General features: G+C 63.2%; 3 protein-coding genes and 1 pseudogene. All 4 read left to right on the forward strand.

Annotation, left to right across the window (positions count from 1 at the left end):
- Window positions 1-288, forward strand: a pseudogene (locus ACRCSW_RS24340) (dynamin family protein); the annotation flags it as partial.
- A 30-nt stretch (window positions 289-318) separates the two neighbouring features.
- A complete protein-coding gene (locus ACRCSW_RS24345) occupies window positions 319-1,302 on the forward strand; it encodes a dynamin family protein (RefSeq protein ID WP_438708238.1) in 984 nt (327 codons plus the stop codon).
- 27 nt (window positions 1,303-1,329) lie between these two features.
- Complete coding sequence (locus ACRCSW_RS24350) at window positions 1,330-1,701, forward strand: hypothetical protein (protein WP_438708239.1); 372 nt, start codon at window positions 1,330-1,332, stop codon at window positions 1,699-1,701.
- Between the two features lie 99 nt (window positions 1,702-1,800).
- Window positions 1,801-2,580 carry a hypothetical protein gene (locus ACRCSW_RS24355; protein ID WP_438708240.1) on the forward strand — a complete coding sequence of 260 codons (780 nt, stop codon included), beginning with the start codon at window positions 1,801-1,803 and terminating at the stop codon, window positions 2,578-2,580.
- The last annotated feature ends 112 nt before the right edge of the window (window positions 2,581-2,692 follow it).

Here is a 2,692-nt window from a genome sequence, read left to right on the forward strand (position 1 = left end):
CGCCGCGGCTACAAGGCCTTTGCGCAGGACTTCTACAAACTGATCCGGGCCGAAACCGACCCGATCATCAACGACCTGAAAACGATCCAGATCGGCCTTTTCCGCGAACGCACGCAGGGAACGCTGAAGGATTTCCTGCAGGAACAGCGCGAGCTTCTGATGAGCGCGCTGGCCAGTTCGGAAATCTCGATGGAAGAGATGAAGGAACTCTTCGGTGTTAACGCGTGGGAAGACCGTCAAGAGTGCCTTGCGACAATCATGGACGAACTCAGCGACTACGCCGAGTAAGGCCGGTTTGCGCAGAAGAGGACCAGACGAATGGCAATGAACCGCAAACCCCGTATCGCCCTGATGGGAGAATTCAGCTCTGGCAAGAGCACGCTCTGCAACGTGCTTTTGGGCGCGCGGCCGCTGTTGGAGAAGGTGACGGCGACGCAGTTGCCGCCCGTCTGGCTGTCGTATGGCACGGCACCGGCCTATTCGGTGGGTCTGGACGGTCAGAAATGGGCGCTTGATGTCGCCGACCTCGGCTCGGTTCAGCTGGAAGGCACCGAGCATGTCCGCATCTTCATGAAGAGCGATCTCCTGCGCTATTGCGACCTGATCGACATGCCGGGCATTTCCGACCCCAGCATGTCGTCGGAAGTGTGGGAGCGGATGACCTATCTGGCGGATGGCGTGCTGTGGTGCACGCCTGCCAATCAGGCCTGGCGGCAGTCTGAATCGGGCGTCTGGTCGACCTTCCCGGAAGGCATGCGCCGCAACGCGCTGCTTCTGGTGACGCGGTTCGACAAGATCGTCGGCGACAGCGACCGTGCGAAGGTTCTGAAACGCGTTGCCGCCGAAACGGACGGGCTTTTTGCCGGGTTCTTCCCGATGGCACTGACCCAGGCGATGGCTGCGGGCGATGATGAGGTGAAATGGGTCGACAGCGGCGCGCATGACGCGACGACCGCGCTGTTCGAGCTGATCCACCGGCTGATCGACGAGGGCGTGCCGGACGAAAACGTGCCCGCGATCGCTGGCGAGAACGACTACACGCCAGAGCCTGACGCGGTGAAAAGCCTTATCGCCGAGCATTTCGAGCGGTTGATGGTGATCCGCAACACCCCGGTGGTAAAGATTCTGCCGCGCCGCGTGCAGGCGAAAGGCGACCGGATCATGCGCACCGAACGCCCGACAGCCGAACAGGGCGAGACGGTCGTGTCCTTTTCCGATTCCGACTGGCCCGACATCGAGGTTGCGCCCAAGCCGAAAGAGGTGGATATGCGGAGTGTCATGAACCAGTCCAAGGGTTCGTGACGCAAGGCGGACACGAAGGGCGGGACCGTGGGCGTAGCAGACAGTCTGAAGTCGGTCACCAAGGCCTTTCCTGAGGCCAAGGTCGTGGCCTTTGCCGACCTGTCGTCACGGATGATCCTGGCTTCGGTCGGGGGCGAGGATACGACGCAGGAACGGCTTGACCGGCTCTGCCAGCAGGCCCGCGCCAGCTTTGACGATCCGCTGTTCACCCTGTCCGTCGAAGCGTTCGGAGAGCCGAATGGCGCGATCGTCGTTGATCCGGCCGGGGTGAAGGTTTTCATCCGTTCGGAATCCGAGGCGGCCGATGCGCTGTGCTGCATCTGCGATCATGGCATTGACCTTGGGACATTTGTGGCCAAAATCCGTGCAACGCTGGATGAAATCACTGCGGGCGCGTGACAGGGGTCAGTCAAGCCATTGAAAAAAGGAACGGTTCCAGTCATTTCGCGTTTGCAGTCACTGCAAACACCTTCTCGGCTTGCGGCCGGAGGGGGCCGTGTGATTGCCGATATGTCCTCGGCCAGCCCGCTGACAGCCCTTTTGCGCGAGGTGAACGAGACGGTTCTGGGTCGGTCGCTGCTGTTTGAAACCGGGGGCGGGGCCAGTCTGACGCTGGATGTGGCCGGGCGGCGGGTGCTTCGTCTGACGGCTGTCAGCGGGCTTGGCAATGCCGAAGCCTGCCTTGGCGCAGAGGCGCTGGAAGATGAACACAAGGACGACCTGATCAAGCTGTTTCAGGCGCTTGCCCTTCCCCGGCAGGAGCTGCGCGTCGTCTCCGGGCCGATGAGCCGCGGCGGCGAAGGGATGAGCGTCGGGCTGCCCGTGGCATTGCTTGCCGATCTTCTGCTGATCGAACTGAACGGGATCGGAGCTGAGCCAGCGCAGGAACCTGAACCGGAGCCCGAGGCGGAAATGCCAGAGGCGGCGGAGGTTCCGGCGGGTGCTGACGGGTTCCTCACCGCCTTTGCGGGGGCGATGGGCAGTGGGGTCATGGCGTGGTTGATCGTCGGTGGCGCAAGCGACGGCGCGACCTTCGGGCCAGACGACATGGTTTCCCACCTGAACGGTTTTCTGGACGACGAGGGCGAGGCGCTGGGCCGCCAGCTGGATCAGATGGCAGATACCCCGGAGGGGCCGGTGTGCCTGGTACTCGGCTCGGCCCTGTCGGAAGGGCACAGTATTCTGGTGGTGCGGGCCGAAGGCGGGGTTCTGCTTGGCGTGACAGAGGGCGATGCGACGGCGCCGGTCCTCAGCGCCTGGAACACCGTCCGGGCCTGACGCAGTTTACGTTCTTCCAGGGCCACCCGCTCATCACTCCCTTGCGGGCGTTCTTCGCTCGCCGCCCAGCGAAGAACGCCCGCACGGGAGTGATGAGCGGCCCGCTCCGGGT

Origin of the sequence: Tabrizicola sp., assembly GCF_051645465.1 — a bacterium.
Lineage (GTDB): Bacteria > Pseudomonadota > Alphaproteobacteria > Rhodobacterales > Rhodobacteraceae > Tabrizicola.

Coding starts and splice junctions, on each gene's coding strand:
- ACRCSW_RS24345 (WP_438708238.1), top strand. CDS start 319: ATGGCAATGAACCGCAAACCCCGTATCGCCCTGATGGGAGAATTCAGC.